At 68.6% G+C, this 19192-nt stretch carries 14 protein-coding genes and 1 pseudogene; 7 read left to right on the top strand and 8 right to left on the bottom strand.

Going from position 1 to position 19192, the window contains the following annotated elements; translation table 11 throughout:
* Nucleotides 1-129 precede the first annotated feature (129 nt).
* Entirely contained in the window at nt 130-2820 is a 2691-nt protein-coding gene (gene aceE, locus OHA05_RS35595; RefSeq protein WP_328862890.1) for a pyruvate dehydrogenase (acetyl-transferring), homodimeric type, read from the top strand.
* Between the two features lie 283 nt (nt 2821-3103).
* On the opposite strand, the gene OHA05_RS35600 is transcribed toward aceE, so the two are convergent.
* On the bottom strand, nt 3104-4135 hold the full coding sequence (locus OHA05_RS35600; RefSeq protein WP_328862891.1) for a LacI family DNA-binding transcriptional regulator: 1032 nt from the start codon (nt 4133-4135) through the stop codon (nt 3104-3106).
* Nucleotides 4136-4274: 139 nt separating this feature from the next.
* On the opposite strand from OHA05_RS35600, the gene OHA05_RS35605 reads away from it, so the two are divergent.
* Genes OHA05_RS35605 through OHA05_RS35620 form a run of 4 tightly spaced genes read left to right on the top strand, consistent with a single transcriptional unit; the run spans nt 4275 to nt 9828 of the window.
* Entirely contained in the window at nt 4275-5582 is a 1308-nt protein-coding gene (locus OHA05_RS35605) for an ABC transporter substrate-binding protein (RefSeq protein WP_328862892.1), read from the top strand.
* A 27-nt stretch (nt 5583-5609) separates the two neighbouring features.
* Complete coding sequence (locus OHA05_RS35610) at nt 5610-6578, top strand: carbohydrate ABC transporter permease (protein WP_328862893.1); 969 nt, start codon at nt 5610-5612, stop codon at nt 6576-6578.
* Nucleotides 6578-7396 (top strand): carbohydrate ABC transporter permease, encoded by an 819-nt coding sequence (locus tag OHA05_RS35615; protein WP_313942084.1) that lies wholly within the window; start codon nt 6578-6580, stop codon nt 7394-7396. Before OHA05_RS35610 ends, OHA05_RS35615 begins: the two co-directional genes overlap by 1 nt.
* Nucleotides 7397-7428: 32 nt before the next feature.
* Nucleotides 7429-9828, top strand: a complete 2400-nt coding sequence (locus OHA05_RS35620) for a beta-glucosidase (RefSeq protein ID WP_443043861.1) — start codon at nt 7429-7431, stop codon at nt 9826-9828.
* 574 nt (nt 9829-10402) lie between these two features.
* Here the strand turns inward: OHA05_RS35620 and OHA05_RS35625 are convergent.
* The 7 genes and pseudogenes from OHA05_RS35625 to OHA05_RS35655 form a co-directional block, all read right to left on the bottom strand.
* Nucleotides 10403-11215, bottom strand: coding sequence for a hypothetical protein (locus OHA05_RS35625; protein ID WP_328862894.1), 813 nt, complete (start codon nt 11213-11215; stop codon nt 10403-10405).
* Between the two features lie 178 nt (nt 11216-11393).
* Nucleotides 11394-12437 carry a PP2C family protein-serine/threonine phosphatase gene (locus OHA05_RS35630; protein WP_328862895.1) on the bottom strand — a complete coding sequence of 348 codons (1044 nt, stop codon included), beginning with the start codon at nt 12435-12437 and terminating at the stop codon, nt 11394-11396.
* Nucleotides 12438-12827: 390 nt separating this feature from the next.
* Nucleotides 12828-13262: a hypothetical protein gene (locus OHA05_RS35635; protein WP_328862896.1), complete on the bottom strand. Its 435-nt coding sequence runs from the start codon at nt 13260-13262 to the stop codon at nt 12828-12830.
* A gap of 700 nt (nt 13263-13962) precedes the next feature.
* Nucleotides 13963-14448, bottom strand: coding sequence for a DUF7144 family membrane protein (locus OHA05_RS35640; protein ID WP_328862897.1), 486 nt, complete (start codon nt 14446-14448; stop codon nt 13963-13965).
* A 276-nt stretch (nt 14449-14724) separates the two neighbouring features.
* A complete protein-coding gene (locus OHA05_RS35645; RefSeq protein WP_328862898.1) occupies nt 14725-15543 on the bottom strand; it encodes a cytochrome c oxidase assembly protein in 819 nt (272 codons plus the stop codon).
* A complete protein-coding gene (locus OHA05_RS35650; protein WP_328862899.1) occupies nt 15540-16106 on the bottom strand; it encodes a DUF2243 domain-containing protein in 567 nt (188 codons plus the stop codon). Before OHA05_RS35650 ends, OHA05_RS35645 begins: the two co-directional genes overlap by 4 nt.
* Nucleotides 16107-16557: 451 nt before the next feature.
* Nucleotides 16558-16638: pseudogene (locus tag OHA05_RS35655) on the bottom strand (IS5/IS1182 family transposase); the annotation flags it as partial.
* A 710-nt stretch (nt 16639-17348) separates the two neighbouring features.
* On the opposite strand from OHA05_RS35655, the gene OHA05_RS35660 reads away from it, so the two are divergent.
* Nucleotides 17349-17981: a hypothetical protein gene (locus OHA05_RS35660; protein WP_328863523.1), complete on the top strand. Its 633-nt coding sequence runs from the start codon at nt 17349-17351 to the stop codon at nt 17979-17981.
* Nucleotides 17966-18784: a hypothetical protein gene (locus OHA05_RS35665; protein ID WP_328862900.1), complete on the top strand. Its 819-nt coding sequence runs from the start codon at nt 17966-17968 to the stop codon at nt 18782-18784. The genes OHA05_RS35660 and OHA05_RS35665 overlap by 16 nt, the downstream gene beginning before the upstream one ends.
* The last annotated feature ends 408 nt before the right edge of the window (nt 18785-19192 follow it).

The raw sequence follows: 19192 nt of genomic DNA on the forward strand, positions 1-19192 counted from the left end.
GGGCCTTGTCCTAGGTGTGGTGAGTCGGCTTCGTCGACGCTGCCTCGCCATGACACATCGGCCGTCGGTAGCGGCGGCCGATGGCCCGCCCCGGTGCCGCACAGGCCCCCATGCTGTGAGAAGGCTGTTATGAGTGATCCGGCCACCCAGCCCACCGCCCCGTCCGCAATCAGCGAGCTCGACCAGCTTCCCGACCGCGACTCCGAGGAGACCGCCGAGTGGCAGGCCTCCCTCGATGCCGTCGTGGAAAGCGCCGGGCCGGAGCGCGCGGCGTACCTGATGCGACGGGTGTACGAGCATGCGACCAGGTCCGGGATAGTTCTGCCGGGCCTGGTGTCGTCGGACTACATCAACACCATCCCTGTGGCGGCGCAGCCGGACTTTCCCGGCGATCTTGCGATGGAGTCCCGGATCACCGCCCTGAACCGGTGGAACGCCGCCGCTATGGTCTCCCGCGGCTCCCGTCTGGGACTGGGCGGCCACATCTCGACGTATGCCTCGGCGGCCTGGCTGTACGAGATCGGGTTCAACCACTTCTTCAGGGGCAAGGACACCGACGGTTCCGGCGACCAGCTGTTTCTGCAGGGCCATGCCACGCCGGGCATCTACGCCCGCCTGTTTCTGGAAGGGCGCCTGAGCGAGAAGCAGTTGGACGCCTTCCGTCGTGAGGCGGACGGCCACGGGCTGCCGTCCTACCCTCACCCCCGCCGGCTGCCGTGGTTGTGGGAGTTTCCGACCGTGTCCATGGGGCTGGGCCCGCTCGGCGCGATCTACCAGGCGCGATTCAACCGCTACCTTCAGGCCCGGGGTATCAAGGACACCTCCGGTTCTCGGGTGTGGGCCTTTCTCGGGGACGGGGAGATGGACGAGCCCGAGTCGATGGCAGCTCTCGCTCTCGCCGCACGCGAACGGCTGGACAACCTCACTTTCGTCGTCAACTGCAACCTCCAGCGGCTGGACGGACCGGTCCGCTCCAACTCCAAGGTCGTCCAGGAGTTGGAGGCCCGGTTCCGCGGCGCGGGCTGGAACGTGATCAAGTCCTTGTGGGGCGAAACCTGGGACCCGGTGCTTCAGCAGGACACCACAGGTGCCCTGGTACGCCGCCTGGGCGAGGTACCCGATGCCCAGATGCAGACTTACGCCACGAGAGACGCGGCCTACATCCGTAAGAACTTCTTCACCGGGGACGCGCTGTCCGGTGTGGCCGCCGGACTCGGCGACGCGCAGTTGATGGAGATGTTCGCCACCTCGCGTGGCGGTCACGAACCGCTCAAGGTCCATGCCGCCTACCGGGCCGCGGTGGAGCACAAGGGCGCGCCGACGGTGATCCTCGCGCAGACGGTCAAGGGACACACACTCGGCCCGGCGTTCGAGGCGCGGAACGCGAACCACCAGATGAAGAAGCTGACGATGGAACAGTTCCGGCAGATGAGAGACCGATTGGAACTTCCCATCCCCGACAGCGCGCTCAGCGGCGACCTGGTGCCCTACTTCCATCCCGGCGAGAACTCGCCGGAGGTGCGCTATCTGCGTGACCGGCGGGTCGCTCTGGACGGGCCCGCCCCGGTACGCCGGGTGGTGGCCGACCCCCTGCCGCAGCCGGCTGAGCGGCCCTTCGAATCCTTGAAGAAGGGCTTCGGCAACCAGGAGGTGGCGACCACCATGGCTCTCGTGCGCCTGGTGAAGGACCTGATGCGCGGCGAGGAGACCGGCGCCCGGTGGGTGCCGATCATTCCCGACGAGGCCCGCACCTTCGGTATGGAGTCGCTGTTCCCGTCGGCCGGCATCTACTCACCCGACGGGCAGACCTACGACCCGGTCGACGCCGACCAGTTGCTGTACTACAAGGAGGCACGCGACGGCCAGCTGATCGACGAGGGCATCACCGAGGCCGGCTCCATGGCCGAGTTCGCCGCCGCGGCGACCGCCTATGCCACACATGGCGAGCCGATGATCCCGTTCTACATCTTCTACGCCATGTTCGGGTTCCAGCGCACCGGCGATCAGTTCTGGGCGCTCGCCGACCAGATGGGCCGCGGATTCGCCGTCGGGGCGACGGCCGGGCGCACCACGATGACGGGTGAGGGTCTGCAGCACGCCGACGGGCACTCCCACCTGCTGGCCGCGACGAATCCGGCGGCGATCAGCTACGACCCTGCCTTCGCCTACGAGATCGCGGTGATCGTCCGTGAAGGGCTGCGGCGCATGTACGGCGAGCAGCCGGAGAACGTCTTCTACTACCTGACGGTGTACAACGAGCCCAAGCTGCAGCCGCCCATGCCGACCGATCCGTCGGTGGAGGACGGCATCGTCCGCGGTATCTACCGGTTCCGGCAGGGGGATTCGGCGGCAACCGGCCCGCGTATCCAACTGCTGTCCTCGGGCACGGCCATCCACTGGGCGTTGAAGGCCCAGGAACTTCTCGCCTCGGACTGGGACGTGCACGCCGACGTCTGGTCGGTGACGTCCTGGACGGAGTTGCGCCGCGACGCGCTGGACGCGGACGCCGCGCGGCTGCGCGGTGAGGAGCGTACGCCGTATGTGACGAGCGCCTTGTCGGAAGCGCAGGGGCCGGTCCTCGCGGTCAGCGACTGGATGCGGCAGGTGCCCGACCAGATCAGCCGGTGGGTCGAGCAGGACTACTCGTCGCTGGGCACGGACGGCTTCGGCCTGTCGGACACCCGGGACGCGGTACGCCGCTACTTCCAGGTGGACGCCGAGTCGATCGTGGTGGCGGCCCTCGACCAACTGGCTCGTCGCGGTGAGGTCGCGCCGGAGACGGCGGCCGAAGCACGCCGGCGCTACGGCTTGGAGGGATGACCCGGTCCTGCGCCGGTGCTCACGGTTCCGCGCACGTCGGCTCGGCGGGACGAGACTTCCGGCGGCAAGGCGGTGACACTCCGGGCCGTCCTCTGCCTGGAGCAGCCCCTTTTCGTCACTGGAGAGGTCTCGCATGTGGCCGGCGGACAGAGCGCGGGGCACTGATGGATGCCCGGGAGCCGACCGGATGCCTCGGGCTGCGGGGGAGTGGCTCCCGTGACCACCGCCGTACACGGCTAGCCGTCCGTCCTGCTCGCCGATGGCGCTCGGTACGGCGCTCGGGTCAGTCCGTCTGCGGTGGCGCGGTGCTCTTTCGCACCACCAGGCTCGTCGCCAGTTCCAGCCTCGTCGACGACGGTTCCTCCGTGCGCAGCCGCAGCAGCATCTGGGCGGCTTCCTCGGCCATCTGGCGCAAAGGCTGGTGGACCGTGGTCAGTGCCGGGCTGGACCAGCGGGCGACCTGGACGTCGTCGTAGCCGACCACGGAGAGGTCCTGCGGGACGCGCAGCCCGTTGACGCGTGCCGCCTCCAGGACGCCGAGGGCCTGCAGGTCGCTGCCGGCGAAGACGGCGGTGGGCCGCTCCGGCAGGCTCAGCATCTCCATCGCCCGGTCGTATCCGCCTTCCACGTGGAAGTCGCCGAACCGGATGAGTTCGGGTGGGGTCGCCAGTCCGGCCATGCTCATCGCCGAGCGGTAGCCGTCGAGGCGGGCCAGGGAGCAGAGCATGTCGTCAGGGCCGGTGATGATGCCGATACGCCGGTGTCCGAGCTCGATCAGATGCCGTGTGGCGGCAAGTCCGCCGGCCCAGTTGGCGGATCCCACGGACGGTACGTCGGGGTCGGGGTCGCCGGCCGGATCGATGATGACGAACGGAATGGAACGGGCTCTGAGTTGCTGCTTGACCGCTTGGGGGAGGGCGGAGAAGACCAGGACGACGCCGATGGGCCTGCGCTGCAGGACCCCTTCGATCCAGTCGGGATCCGGTGAGTGGCGGGTGCCGCTCTCGGTCAGCACCACGCTCGCCTGATTGGCCTTCGCGATGTTCTCCACGCCGCGGATCAGCTCGAGCGCCCAGATGCTGTCCAGCTCGTGGAAGACGATCTCGATGAGCGGCGCCTCCTGGGACGACCTCGTCGTGCGTCGGTAGGCGTGGGTCTCCAGGATGCGTTCCACTTTGGTCCTCGTGGGAGGGGCCACGTCCTGCCGGCCGTTGAGGACTTTCGAAACTGTCGAAATGGAGACGCCGGCCTTCTGAGCCACCTGGGCCAGGGTGATGCGGCCCATCTCCTCGTCATCGCGCATGGCAGGGAGCATAAGGCACGTACCAGCGCCGCAGCAGCGTAACGCTTTGGTAACGCGGTGTTCCGGGGTTGACCCCCCAAGTGGGGAACCCTAGCGTCCCCTCTCGTGAACTTTCGGTAGTCGTACCGAAATAGTTTCGAGAGGCGAGGCGATGAAGCAACGCGTACGGTTCTCCCGGGCCACCGTCATCGGCGGGGTGGCGCTGGCCATGACGCTCTCACTGTCCGCTTGCGGCGGGGACTCCGACGGCTCGGCCGGCGGGGCCGACGAGATTCACGTCCTGGTCTACGGCGATGCGGCCAACAAGGTCGAGAAGCAGCTGGTCGACACCTTCAACAAGACCTCCGACGTGAAGGCCGTCCTGGACACCATCCCGGGCGCCGACTACCAGGCCAAGCTGCAGACGGTCATCAGCGGCAAGCAGGCTCCGGACGTCTTCTTCAACTGGGGCGGCGGCTCCATCAAGCCGTTCGTCGACGCCGGGCTGCTGATGCCGCTCGACGACTTCATCGCCAAGGACCAGAGCCTCAAGGACAAGTTCCTGCCCTCGGTGTTCAACACCGCGGTGGTCGACGGCAAGCCGTACGGCGTGCCCATGCGCGGCACCCAGCCCGTGATGATGTTCCACAACAAGAAGGTCCTCGCGGACGCCGGAATCACCCCGCCGAAGACCTGGGACGAGCTGCTCGCGGCGGTCAAGACCCTGAAGGGCAAGGGCGTCACCCCGATCGCGCTCGGCGGCGGCGACAAGTGGCCGACGCAGATGTGGTACCAGTACGTGTACGACCGCGTCGCCGGGCCCGAGCTGTTCCAGAAGGCCATGACGGGCGACAAGAGCGCCTGGGAGAGCGCCGAGAGCAAGAAGGCCCTCTCCCTGATCAAGGAGCTGGTCGACGCGGGCGCCTTCGGCACGAACTACGACTCGGTGAAGTTCACCGACGGCGGTTCCCCGGCCCTGCTCGCCACGGGCAAGGCCGCCTTCGAACTGATGGGCTCCTGGGAGTACTCGACCCTCCAGGACGCTCACCCGGACTTCGCCAAGAGCGACCTCGGCTACGGCACCTTCCCGACCATATCCGGCGGCAAGGGCGACCCGGGCAATCTCGCGGGCAACACCAACAACTACTACTCGGTGCTGAAGAAGACCAAGCACCCCGAAGCGGTCGCCGACTTCCTCAAGCTCATGTACTCGGACGAGTTCGTGAAGGCGCAGCTGTCCATCGGCAATCTGCCCACCACGACGAACACCCCCGACTTCCTCGACACCTCGGCGAGCCCGGAGTACTCGAAGTTCCAGTACGACCTGGTGGCGAAGGCCCCGGCGTTCCAGCTCTCCTGGGACCAGGCGTACCCGCCCGCGGCGACGACCACGATCCACGCGGCCGTCCAGCAGTTCTTCAACGGCCAGATCGACGCGGACGCCTTCATCAAGCAGATGCAGTCCCTGCCGGCCGCCTGACCCCACCACTGATCCGGATCAGGTGACATGACCTCCGCAACCGCATCCGCCGTGGACAGCGAGCAGTCCGAACGGGCCGGCCGGACCCCCGAACGGACCGGCCGGACCCCCGGACGGGCCGGCACCGGCGTGGGCCGCCCGGGCTTCGCCTGGGCTGCCCCTGCCGCCGTGTTCTTCGGGCTCTTCGCCATCGTCCCGCTCGGCATGCTCGTCGTGCTGTCCTTCGCGAGCTGGAACGGCCTCGGCGAACCCGAGTTCGTCGGTCCCGACAACTGGTCGAAGCTCCTCGACGACCCCGTCATGCTGGAGAGCCTCTGGCTGAGCGTCCTGCTCACCCTCCTCGGCGTCGTCGTCCAGACCCCGGTCAGTATCCTGCTGGGTGTCTGGGCCGCGGGCCGCCAGCGGAACCGGGCGGTCCTGACCGCCGTCTACTTCGTCCCGCTACTGCTCTCCATCACGGCCGTCTCCGTGTTGTGGCGCGCCGTCCTCGACCCCAACTTCGGCGTGCCCTCGCAGGCCGAGTGGCTCTTCGGGGACGGCAATCTGCTCGGCAAGCAGGCGACCGCGATCGGCGTCCTGGTCTTCGTCGCCACCTGGCAGTTCACGCCCCTGCACACGCTCATCTACCAAGGCGCCGCCCGCGCGGTCCCCCAAGTCCTCTACCAGGCCGCCCAGATCGACGGGGCCGGCCGGGTCCGGCAGTTCATCCACATCACGCTGCCGCAGCTGCGCAACAGCATCATCACCTCGGTGATCCTCATGGTCGTCGGCGGCCTCACGACCTTCGACACCGTGCTGATCCTCACCCAGGGCGGCCCCGGCACCGACACCACGATCAGCGCCTACTACATGTACCAAAAGGCCTTCAAGAGCTTCGACTTCGGCACGGGCGCCGCCATCGCGCTGCTCCTCGTGGTCGTCGCCACGCTCATCTCGCTGATCATGGTCCGGCTGTCGGGCTACGACAAGATGCGCAGCACCCAGGAGGGCGTGTGATGAAGCGCCGTCCCAACTACCTGGCGGGATTCGGCTCGCTCGTATGGCTCTTCCTGGTCGGTCTGCCGCTGTACGTCATGCTGATCGCGACCTTCCAGAGCCGGGCGGACTACGCGGCGAACGGCCCGCTCGCCTTCCCCGACAACTTCACGCTCGACAACTACATCAACGATCTCAACGACGGCTTCGCGCAGTACTTCCTCAACACGGTGATCGTCACCGTGGCGGTCGTCGGCATCGTCCTGCTGCTCGTACCGCCGCTGGCGTACGCGATCGTCCGCAGTCAGGGCAGGACCACCGGGGTCGTCTTCCGGCTCTTCCTCCTGGGCCTCGCGATCCCCTCGCAGGCCGTGATCGTTCCGATGTTCTACGTCATCAGCAAGGCCGGTCTCTATGACAACCTCATCGGCGTCATCCTGCCGACCGCGGCTTTCGCGATGCCGGTGTGCGCGCTCATCCTCACCGGGGTGATGCGTGACATCACCCCGGAGCTGTACGAGGCGATGACCGTGGACGGCGCATCCCCCTGGCGGACCTTCTTCCAACTCGTCGTCCCCCTCTCCCGGAGCGGCCTGTCGACGATCGTGGTCTTCTCCGCCCTCCAGGCGTGGAACGGTTTCCTCTTTCCGCTGGTGCTCACCCAGTCCGCCGAGACCAAGGTGATCACTATGGGGCTGTACGACTTCCAGACGGAACACGGGGTCGACATTCCCGGCCTGCTCGCCGCCGTGGTCCTGTCCATGCTTCCCATCCTGCTCGTCTACCTGTTCGCCCGTCGTGCTCTGGTCCAGGGGCTGATGGGGGTCGGAGGAAAGTGACCGACAACGTGGCTGTGGAGGACGACGTGGCCGTGGAGAGCGACTCCACCGCCCCCCTCTGGAGCGATCCTTCCCTCGACGCCGGCAGGCGCGCCGACGCCCTGATCGCCGAGATGACCCTCCAGGAGAAGATCGCCCAGCTCTTCGGCGTCTGGGTGGGGGCATCCGACGAAGGCGGCGAAGTCGCCCCCCACCAGCACGACATGGAAGAGGCGATCGACCTCGACGAGCTGCTGCCGTACGGTCTGGGCCAGCTGACCCGGCCGTTCGGCACGGCACCTGTCGACCCGGCGGTCGGCGCGCTCTCGCTGGCCCGCACCCAGCGGCGGATCGCCCGCGCGAACCGCTTCGGCATCCCTGCCCTGGCCCATGAGGAGTGCCTCGCGGGCTTTGCCGCCTGGGGCGCCACCGCCTACCCGGTGCCGCTGTCGTGGGGCGCCACCTTCAACCCCGGGCTGATCCGTGAGATGGCCGTCGCCATCGGCCGCGACATGCGCTCCGTCGGTATCCACCAAGGCCTCGCCCCGGTCCTCGACGTCGTGCGCGACGCACGCTGGGGCCGGGTCGAGGAGACCATCGGCGAGGACCCCTACCTCGTGGGCACCGTCGCCACCGCCTACGTCCAGGGCCTGGAGTCGGCAGGCATCGTCGCCACGCTCAAGCACTTCGCCGGATACTCCGCCTCCCGGGCCGGGCGCAATCTCGCTCCGGTCGGCATGGGAGCCCGCGAGCGCGCCGATGTCATCCTGCCGCCGTTCGAGATGGCTGTGCGGGAGGGCGGCGTACGGTCGGTCATGCACGCCTACACCGACACCGACGGCATCCCCTCCGCCGCCGACGAGCGGCTGCTGACCGGGCTTCTCCGGGACACCTGGGGCTTTACCGGGACCGTCGTGGCCGACTACTTCGGCATCGCGTTCCTCAAGACCCTGCACGGAGTCGCCGGGACCTTCGGCGAGGCGGCCGGTGCCGCGCTCTCCGCGGGCGTCGACGTGGAGCTGCCCACGGTCAAGACGTTCGGCGAACCCCTGCTGGAAGCGGTCGCCGAGGGACGCGTGCCCGAGGCGTTGGTGGACCGCGCCGTGCGCCGCGTCCTCGTGCAGAAGGCCGAACTCGGTCTGCTCGACCGGGGCTGGAGCGCTGCGCCGCCGGCACTCGCCGGAGCGGGCCCGGACAACGATGCCGACCCGGACGCCGGGACGGAACGCGGTTCGGTGCGCCTGGACTCCGACGACAACCGGGCCCTCGCCCGCCGGATCGCCGAACAGGCCGTCGTACTCCTCCGCAACGACGGCATCCTGCCGTTGTCTCCCGCCCACGCACCCAAGCGGAGCGCACCGCCGGCGAGGATCGCGCTCATCGGCCCCAACGCGGAGGCGCCGACAGCCGTGTTGGGCTGCTACGCCTTCCCGGTCCACGTCGGCGTCCAGCACCCCGAGGTCCCGCTCGGAATCGAACTGCCCACGCTGCGCGAGGCGTTGGCTGCGGAGTTTCCCGACAGTGAGATCGTCGTCGCTCCGGGCGCGAGCGTGGACGGAACCGACACCACCGGGTTCGCGGCGGCCGCCGAACTCGCCCGGGGCGCCGACATCGTGATCGTGGCCCTCGGTGACCGTGCCGGACTCTTCGGCCGCGGCACCAGCGGTGAGGGCTGCGACGCCGAGTCGCTGGCACTGCCCGGCGTCCAGCAACAGCTGCTCGACACGCTTCTCGACACCGGGGCGCCGGTCGTGGTGACGCTGGTGGCCGGCCGGCCCTACGCGCTGGGCCGGGCGGCGACCGAATCGGCCGCCGTCGTCCAGTCCTTCTTCCCCGGTGAGGAGGGCACACGAGCGATCGCCTCCGTACTCGGCGGGCGGACCGCTCCGGCCGGCCGGCTCCCGGTCAGCGTCCCGCGTCACCCGGGCGCCCAGCCGTCCACCTATCTGGCGGCACGCCTCGGTCACTCCAGCGAGGTTTCCAACATCGACCCGACACCCGCCTTCGGCTTCGGGCACGGCCTGACGTACACCACTTTCGCGTGGACGGACCTGACCGTGGAGTGCGACGAGGCGGCCACGGACGGCGCGTTCGGGCTGGCGTTCACCGTCCGCAACACGGGCACGCGGGAGGGCACCGAGCTGGTGCAGCTCTATCTGCACGACCCGGTCGCCTCCGTGGTCCAGCCCGTTCAGCGCCTCGTCGGTTACGTCCGGCTGGAACTCGCCCCGGGCCAGGCCGTACGCGTTCACGCGACGGTCCCCGCGGACCTGGCCGCCTTCACCGGCCGGGACGGGCTCCGCATCGTGGAACCGGGGGAGCTGGAGCTGAGGTTCGGCGCATCGAGTACGGAGCCACGGCTCACCTCACGGGTCACGCTCACCGGCCCCGTACGGGAAGTGGACCATCTTCGTCGCCTGCACGCCGAGTTCAGTACGGAGCCGATTGCCTGAAGCGCCGTGCCGAACCGGTGATCAGGGCAGGTGTCCCAGCGACGGCGCTGTGTGGTCGCGTCGTACGACACAGCGCTCGGCCTCACGGTTGTGGGGTAGGCGTTGCTCCGCTGGAATCCGAGGGGGCAGTAGTACTGCCCCCTCGGGCGGTCGGGTCGGTCGCCGCGCGCAGGATGGGGGGCTCCTATGGCGGGCGACTGAAGGAGGAGCGGGCGGATCGCGGCGTACGCGGTCCGGCTGGGCGCGGACGAGTGCGACATCGCACTCTTGGTTCCGCTGGCGTCGGCGCCGGGATGGGCCGCGACGGCGGCCGGGAGACGGACTGGCCCTGTTCCAGCAGCAGGGCATGCTCCCTGCCCCTGGAACGCCCCGCAGTCCGTCGCCGATCAAGCCGCACGGGCATCCGGCGCGCTCGCTGACCGGCACGCCCGCCGGTAGCCCCCAAACAGGTGGGCGTCCACTGGCGCTGCGGGAGATCCGCGTCGGCGTCCGCAGGACGCCACCAGCACTCTCTGGCCGACATCACCCGCCCGCGGTGTCGCCGGTCTCTCGTCCCGGACGGGACCGGCGCTGCTCAGGGCCGGTCACGGCGGTGCCTGCCGTGGCCCGAGCGGTCTTCGTCCGATGCACGGGAGTCGCCGGTCTCGTCGTTCTGCTCGTACTGCGTACGGTCGGAATCGCCGCGTCCCCGGTCAGGGCTGTCCGTCTCCCTCGCGGGGACCGGGCGGCTGCGCGGTGGCGATGCCGGCTGCGGCCGCCGTGCGAATCCTTGCGGCGTGCCGCCTCCCGGTGCGGTTTGTCGGGCAGAACCGGTGCCTGCCGCGGGCCGCATGTCCTCGGCGCTGTCTCGAGCTGTCGCGTCCGCTGTGTCCTGGTCCCGGGCGGCCATGCCGTACGGGCGGTCGGTCCCAGCGCCGAGGTGCTCCCGGTCCTCGGCGTGGATCGCCTCCCGCTGTTGCTGCTCGTCGCGGGCGTTGCGCACGGCCCGGGACTCGCGTCCGCCCATGACGGCCGAACCGATCAGCATGAGGAGACCGCCGAGCAGGGCGAGTGCCACTCCGCTGCCGAGCCCGTTGCTGTCTCCCGTCACCGTCAGACTGCCCTCTGCCTGCCCCTGCCGGACCATCCAGAGGATGGCGAATCCGAGGGTGATGATTCCGGCGACGAGGACCAGCAGTCGCGATCTAAAGATCACGCCGAGGAGGGTGACGATCGCGCCGACGAGGAGGGGCAGGAACAGGGACGCGAACAGCCCCGCGCCCGAGTTCGTCACGCCGGCTCCGGTGAAGAGTTCCCAGACCCGGAAGTCATGTCCGAGACGGCCGTTGTACCAACTGCGGAAGGGCGCCCAGAGCGCCGCGGCGGCGCCGACGAGGGCCAAGATCACTCCAACAGTGTTGCGGATACCCCGTACCATGCCGCAACCTCCCGGCAAGTCGGTCGGTGCACGCCAGAGCCCCCACGTGCCCATCTCGCCCCCCATCGACGCTACGCCTGCCCCGTACGCGACGCCATGTGGCGATGGCCGGGATCCACGCGTGCCCCACTGGCCCGGGGGTGGGCACCTACGCGGGGTGCTCCTGGGCCCCGTTGTCCGGGCACCGCACGGCGAGGGCTGCGATGTCGTCGTCGAGCCTTCCGCCGCTGTAGTGGAGCAGGGCCCGGTGAAGTCGGTCGAGCAGTTCGCGAGGCGGCACCGGGCCCTGTCGCCGCATCCAGTCCGACAGGGGGAAGAACTCGCCGGTCCTGTCCCGGCTCTCCGTTACTCCGTCGGTGTAGAGCAGGAGCTGGTCGCCCGGGGTGAAGGCGACGGTGTCGACGTAGTAGCGGTCTCCGATGAGCGTCGCGAGGTTGAGGGGCGGTGAGGCGGCGGTGGGGTCCAGGACGCGGATCTCCCCGCGGTGCACGAGCAGTGGCGGGGGGTGCCCGCAGTTGAGGAGTCTGATGTGGCCTCTGCCGTGGGGGATCTCGACGAGTAGAGCGGTGGCGAAGCGCTCCGGCAGGTCCTGGGCGGGGAACGTGGCGCTGTGGCGGGTGATGCTGGTCTCCAGGCGATGGATGACGCCCGTCAGGTCCGGCTCGTCGTACGCGGCCTCCCTGAAACTGCTGACCACTGCCGCGGCCGCTCCGACCGCGGGCAGGCCCTTGCCCCGTACATCGCCGATCAGCATCCGGACCCCGTAGGGCGTATCGGCCACCTCGTAGAAGTCGCCGCCGATGCGGGCCTGCTCCTGGGCTGCCAGATACAGCGACTCGATTTCCAGGTGCGCGACAAGGCGCGGTGGAGGACGGAGCAGCACCCTCTGGGCTGCGTCGGCGACGAGCCGGACGTGGAAGAGGGTCTCCTCCCGCTGAAGGCGGACATGGCTCGCGTACGCGGCCGCCAAGGTGACCGCGACGATCGCGGCCGCCGTGTACGGGGTCCCCAGGTCGGTGTAGACGAAGCTGAGGCCGATCATGACCAGCAGGCAGAACGTCCCCAGCAGGAGCGTGGGGAGCACGGGCCACATCGCGGCGGCGAGGGCGGGTGCGGCGGGCAGGAGGCGGCTGAAGGCGATCTCCCGCGGTGTGGAGAATGCCAGGCCGACGATGAGAACGGTAAGGATCACCGGTGACAGCCGGGCAGCTTCCCACCGGCCGTCGTGGGGACGACGACGCCGCAGCCGCCCGGGCGTGATCACAAAATGCATCATATCCGGGCGAAGCCTGCCTTCATCTGGTCCGAGGTTCGAGCGGTTTGGCTTCGACGTCGGCAATGCGGCTGGGTGAATCGGTTGGCGGGAGCCGTCAGAGTCCTCGTCCACGGCCCCGCCGGTCCACAGGGCCGTGCACGACCCCTGGACAGTTCGTCGTCCTGGACGGAGAGGTCGTCAATCACGTCGGCGGGCGCCTCCCCTTCTCCACATCGCAGCAGAAGCTGAACCGCACCACACACTGGCGCGCACGCGATCCCGGAGGGCCGGCTGCGTCACCCCGCGCCGCAGGAGCGCGCCTGGTGGTCAGCCGGGGACCTTCAGGTTTCGCCTGGCCGCGGAGGCGATGTGGTGGCGAGTCACTCGAGCACACTCGTGCCAGAACGGTATGGCGGTCAGGTAGGCGCCGAGTGCGGACAGGATGCCGAGGGAGACGTCCACGCTGAGGCGTCCCTGCTGGGTCCAGTAGACGTCTTGCAGGTCGAGGAGCAGGGCGAATTCGTCGGCGATGAGTGCGGTTCCCGCGCCGTATGCTGCGGCGACGGCGGGGTGGCCGACGGCGCGTTCATCGCCGCGTACGGCGATGATGCCGACGCCGGCCAGAGTGCCGATGCCGATGTTGTAGTGGTGCAGGTGCCGGCCGCCGGCGGAGATGTTCCCCCAGGGAAGCCATCCGCCGCGGATGCCATGGGTGATGGTTCGCACGGTCCCCCAAGTGACGCCGAACGCGATCCACGTCACGATCAGCGACCTCTTCGTGGGAGTGAGGTGCTGAGTTGCCGATTCGCGCCATCGGGCGACAAGCCGCGGCCGATGCCGGTTCAACTGGGGGGAGGTGTCAGCAACCATGGGGGCCGCCCCCCACGCCCGGCGTACGTGGATCCCCCACGAGAAGGGGAGAAGGGCGAACTGCCCCGGCGACGGCGTTCATACGGCCGCAGCAGTGGTCCTCGCGGTCGCACCCACCGTGTGGCGTCTGCATCGCGGTGAAACTCCGGGCGCACAAGGCATGGCCATTGCCGTCGACGGCATACCCCAGCATGTCGGTGCCGCTCTCTGCTTCTCCGCGGTCGGCGTACATGTTGTACATCGGCCACCTCCCACTCGAACGCCATTGCGGTCCAGATAAAGGGAAGCCCGCGCTGGTCGTGGCGGCCATTCAAACGCGCCAACCAGGTGAATTGCGAGGTTTTCGCCACTTGGCGATCGCCGTCTTCGCTGAGCCACACACTCAACAGCTCGGTCGCGACGCGCACCGTGAACTCCACGTTGATGCCATGGCTGACCGGCGACACGGTGACGGCCTCGCCCGGCTGTAGCCAGGAGTTCTCGCTGCACGGCTCGATGCAGAGGTAATGCGGGCCACTCCCCGCATTGCCGACTGGCAGTCAGCCTGATCGGGCACACCGCGGGCATGTCGGCTCAATTCTTGTGGTTCGGTTCAGTGACCGCCTCTGGTTTCGACATGGGCCCTCGTCAATGCAAACACGATCAAGAGGTCGAGTGTCATCACGGTGATGGCCCACGCCGGGTAGTACGGAATGAACATGAACTGAGTGATCAGGCTGATTCCTGCCACCGCTGCGCCGGCCCCGCGACCCCAACTCTTGCCTGCCACGACGCCCAGGCCAGCGATGACGAGTGCCACTCCGACCGCCAGATGAATCACGCCCCAAGCGGTGAGGTCGAACCGGTATGCGTAGTGGGATGAGATGGCGAACACGGTGTCCTGCGCGATGCCGGATGCACCCATGAGAATGCTGAGCGGCCCGCTGAGCATCAGTGCGGCTCCGGCGAACAAGGACGCACCGTTGATCTTGTCGCTGCTGTCAGACCCGAGTCGTGCCTTGTCAGGCATCGCCGCCATGGCTGCCGCCCTTCTGTACAGCGCGGTAACGACGCACACCGGCAGTGCGAAGCCAGCCACGCTCCCCTGACAGGATCACCGCAATCCTGCGGCGCCGCGACTGCAGCATTGCTGCTGTCCGTCGGGCTGCTCGCTCTGGCTCATTGGCCGGCCCGGGTGGGGTTGGCGTCCGTGTTTGTCGGGCGCGAGGTCGGCGTAGCGGCTTTGGGCTGGAGCTGACATGGGTCGAGAGATCATGGCCCCTTACGGTGACCGCGAATCGGGCTGGCTCCCGGAGGCCGGTCAGCGATGCTGCGAGTGCCCTCTGGCATCAGCTGATGGCCCGAACGCCACTCTTCACCGGGTGGCGGCGCTGTGGGACTGCCGCTTGGTGCGGGGTGTGGGGCGCCAGGTAGCCACGAGCGCGGCTGCCAGCAGGAGTTCGCCGATATCTCCGCCGTAGTACATGATCTCCGCGCCGCCTTGGATCTGCTCGGCAGGGGCGCGGACGCCGAGGTAGAGACCTGCATACATCATCTGCGCCAGGATGGCGTGGGCGGCGATCGCGATGCCCAGGACGACCAGCCGGGTGGGCACGCCCGGCCGGGCAGGGGCGGGGTCGGGACCGGCGATGACCCACGCGAACAGACAACCTGAGAGCAGGAAATGGGCGTGGAGGACCTGGTGCCAGATCAACTGCCCGTCGATCGCCTCGTACAGGGGTGTGAAGTACAGGGCACCGAGTGATCCCACGCTCAGCACCAGTGCCAGAGCGGGGTGAGTGATCACCCGGAGCGGGCGGCTCCGCAGGATTCCGGACAGCATCCGGGCCCGGTCTGTCGGCAGCGTGCGCAGCAGGAGGGTGACCGGAGCCCCGAGTACGAGGGCGAGGGGAGCGTACATCCCGACCAGCAGGTGCTGGAGCATGTGGCCGCGGAAGTCTTCGTGGGCGAAGGGTGCCACCGGCGGCAACTGAGCCAGCGCGAGGAGACCAAGGCCGGTCAGGAACCAGCCGGTGCGCCGGCGGCTCCACCCGGCTACCGGGTTGCGGTGACGGGCGAGTGCCGCGAGGAGCAGATACAGCGAGCCCAGCGCCAGGATCACGGTCACCGGCAGCAACACGTCCAGCTGAGGGGCCGGGCCGCCATGGTGTTGCTCCGCGGGATGGCCGCTCATGCAGCGGCCGGGCCGGACCGTGACGACTCGTCTTCACCCTCGGGGTCGAACGGCCGGCCGCGGCGCTGGATGGCCCAGCCCCCTGCGACGAACAACGCGCCCAGGAGAAGGAAGCCCGCGTCCCACCACGCCTGCTGTGCTCCGGCGTAGACATGATGGATGCCGAGGATCTGATGGTCGACGAGACCCTCGACGATGTTGAACAAGCCCCAGCCGACCAGGATCCAGCCCCACAGGGCGGGCGAGGTCCAGACCCGACGCCGGTGGTGGGTCACGCGTGAGTACAGCAGGGCCAGTCCCGCAAGGACGGCGACCCAGCAGATGACGTGGAAGATGCCGTCCCACACCGTGTTCATCTTCAGGCCGTCGATGGTGGTCGCGGGGTAGTACTTCACGCCGATCCGGTCGTGATTCGTGCTGGTGAGCATGTGGTGCCACTGCAGAAGTTGGTGCAGCACGATGCCGTCGGCGAACCCGCCGAGCCCCACTCCCAGGGTGACTCCTGGCAGCTGGAGGCTCCTGGGTGGAGCACTCGCGTGTGTACTGCTGCTGGTAACGGCCATCACGACTCCCTCTGCATCGGTCTGCGCTCGGCGCTCAAGGACCCAGGCGGTACCCCCGTCGGGCGCAGCGTCACGTCCGGCTCACGCCGAGCGCCCGCGCGCCGGTCCAGCGGAACATCACGCTGTGCAATGGATTGGACGTCATGCCAGGGCCTTCCTCAGTGAGGGGCAGGGATGAAGCACCCCGCAATCGCACTAGAACTACTCCGACTCCGCAAGAGCACCAATTGCCCATGCTTCGCGCGTCTCAAAAGCGGTCCCTGGCAGACGCCTGGTCAGCGGCACGGCTGCCACGTCAGGCGCAATGGCGCAGGGCTGGGCCTGTCGTGGCCCGCCTTGAGCGCTGTCCCGTAATCGATTGTCGAGTCGCGACGGGCAGGGGCAGTTGCGGTGCGTGCGCTCGCTGCTATCCGGCCAAGGCGACGTTGTACATGCGGGCAGTGCCAAGCATGGCGAACCGCTTGCGCGGCTGGAGCGCGAGCATCGGCATCAGGTGGTCGATGATGCGGCCCGCCAGCGACGTGGACACCCCAATGGGCCTGCCCCAAACGACTCTCACGCCGTGATCACACAAGCCACGGCAAGATCATCACACCGAGGTCAAGCGGAGGTCCCCAGCCCAGCTCTCACAACGGACCCGACCCGTGGGGAATGAGAGCTCCAGGGCGACGCACCCGGTGTTCGGTGCGTGCTCCTCCCGCACCCCCGAAACATCCTGCCCGACGTGGTCCGCGAAAGGTGTCTCCTCACCAGTCGCCCCCACCGTGACGCGCCCCAGGCGCCCATGTCGTAGCCGGCGTGCGGCTTCGACGCCCCAACGATCAGACACCAATCCGATCCGGTCGTGAGGTGGATGGCGGCACCCCGATCATCGATCAGCCAGACATCCAGCGGGCCCGCGGGGCCATCACTGCCGTACAAGTGCCACGACCCGACGACCTCCGCGAGCCGACGACCCACCAAGCTCTGCGCGCTCACCCCAGCACCGTGCAGTGGGCACTCGTTCGACTTCTCAGACTCCATCGGCCGACAGTACCGCCGACACCGCATCCTCAATGAGGCGGCCGACTGCGCCGACCCGCTCCGGCTGATGCTCCTGTTCGGTATCACCGAGCAGACCGCCATGCGCCATGTCGGCACCGCCTGCCCGGAGCGCACCGCGGAATTGCCCAGGTCCGATGCCGCAGGTGAAAGCCCGTGGCGGCGTGGCAGTGAGTCCGGCATCATCCCCATGTGATCGTGATGCACCCCGTTCTGGAGATCTCCGCTGCCGACGACTTCGCGCTCTGGCCTGTTGGCGAGCACGAGTCATTTGGCTACCTCGTGCTGAACGGGGAGCTGACTCCGGCGGAGGTCGGCACAGCGGTGATGCGAATCGCCTGCTGCAACGACTTCGAGCCTGAGGAGGAGCACGGGCCGTGCCCGACCGACCCGCTCGGCACATTCCTGCACGGGCTGCTCACCATGCCTGACCTGTTCGCCGCCGGAGGGCTCCGGGTGACCGACAATGCCACCGACACCGTCTTCGTCGAGCCGGGCTGCTGCAACGGCCTGGAGACCTGGCGTGACTGGCTGGAGGTGCTCGATGGCACCGGCAGCGCCTACTTCGGCCACGATCCGTCCTCGATGGCCGAGCGCGTTGGCGACATCGTCCGGCTGACGCTCGACGCCGACGCGACGGACGGCTCCCCGGTGATCGAGCTGTCGGTAGACCAGGTCCGCAGGCTCGTCACCGGCGCCCAACAGGATTTGCAGGACTTCCTCAAGCTTGCTGGAACTTGGGCTGAACAACACCTGCCGGCACACGCTGCCGCCGTCACCGCCGCCCTGGCACGGGCACTGGACCTGGCGCCCACACCATGGCCAGCTTCCTGACCCACCGAGCGCGCGTGCACGACGCCGGCCTTCCCCTCCGCCGCCGGCACAGCGCGCTGCGGACCTGCCTCACCCTTTTTGCGCCGTACGGCTTCCGGGCGACGTACCACCACCTCACGCTCAACGCCGCGATCCCTCGGCAGCTGGAGGCGGATCCGGAGGCGCCGGTGCGGGCGGTGGAGGAACTGCATGAGGCGCGGGTGCTGTGGCTCGCGCGGGCGGAGGAGTACGCCGCGCAACGCCGGGCTGAGAAGCAGGCTGGGCGGCGGGCTGTACCGAACCCTCGGCCGTGGTGGCTGCAGAGCTGGTGGGAAAGCCCCGACCGTGCCTGGTACGAAGACCCGTTTCGCCACCCGTCGCTGCGGCTGTCCGAGTACGTCCGGCGCCAGAACGCGATTCTGGACGGTGCCGAGCTGCCCGGCTGCCCGGCTTGCGGGGATGAGGGACCGCGAGTGCTGAGCTCGACCGGGCACGGTTGGGTCGAGCTGTGCCGTGGGTGCGCGCGGGCGCTGGCGCCATGTCCGTGCGGGCAGCGGCACCGGTTCGTGCCGGAGACCCCGTTCAACTGGAACGAAATCTGGCGACGGGCGCACATGAGCGATGACGGCACGCCGAACCCACACTGGCCTGCGGGCTCGTGTTCTGCGTCTGAAGTTGGTGGGTATTCCGGCAGGGCAGCCAACGGCCGGCGCGGTTGGACGGTGGACGATCCAACGTCAGCCGCGCAGCACAACCACCAACGGATTTCTGGCGCAGGACACTTGGGCCCGTCTGCAAACGGAACTTGCCCAGGGCAGGAATGACGCGAGTGCGCGAAACACCGCCTCGCGCACTCGCCGAGGCTGCTGCAACTCCCATGTCGCCCGTGGTCGTGAGGGCAGTCATCCCTCCGGTCACGGTCGGTGTGAGTGCGAGATGCCTCTCGGTGGCTGGGCCAGCGGCGGTGGACTGCGCCAGGCTGCTGCAGCGACAAGGGTCAAGCTGCTTGCCTGTTGGCTCGGTTGGCTTCGTTCGATCTCTGCGTCGACTGAGGCACAGACGATGACGTCGTCGCCCTCCACCGGGTGGCCGTGAACGCCTCCGCACCACCCTCACGGTGGTAAGTCCGGGACCACCCTCCTGACCTCCAACGGGCACGCCCACTTCGCGGGCGATCAACGCCATCTGCCCACGTACCGCTGACAATGCCCGGCGGATGTGTCCGGCACTGT

Origin of the sequence: Streptomyces sp. NBC_00306 (assembly GCF_036169555.1) — a bacterium.
GTDB lineage: Bacteria > Actinomycetota > Actinomycetes > Streptomycetales > Streptomycetaceae > Streptomyces > Streptomyces achmelvichensis.